Origin of the sequence: Halomonas sp. SIMBA_159 (assembly GCF_046536035.1) — a bacterium.
Classification (GTDB): Bacteria; Pseudomonadota; Gammaproteobacteria; order Pseudomonadales; family Halomonadaceae; genus Vreelandella; species Vreelandella venusta_A.
In genome coordinates, this window is sequence record NZ_JAWJBT010001776.1 from 1 (window position 1) to 231 (window position 231).

Here is a 231-nt window from a genome sequence, read left to right on the forward strand (position 1 = left end):
GGCTTTGTCGCCGTGGTACTTGGCCATTTTGGCGAACTGTTCCGGCGGCTGAAGAGCCTCTTGTGCCTCTGCGATACCGCGCCTTGTGCGCGTTTGGTTAAATGCTTGGGCGGCGATGGTGATAAGCCCCTGGCACTGAGTTGCATGACGCCCAGCGCAATGTACGGCCATACAGCCACCCACGCGGTGCCCTAGGGCAATAAAGCGCGTGATCTGATAGGCCTGGCAAAG

1 pseudogene is annotated in these 231 nt (G+C 59.3%); it reads right to left on the reverse strand.

What is annotated here, in order from left to right:
• A pseudogene (locus R0J87_RS25310) lies at nucleotides 1-231 on the reverse strand (alpha/beta fold hydrolase); the annotation flags it as partial.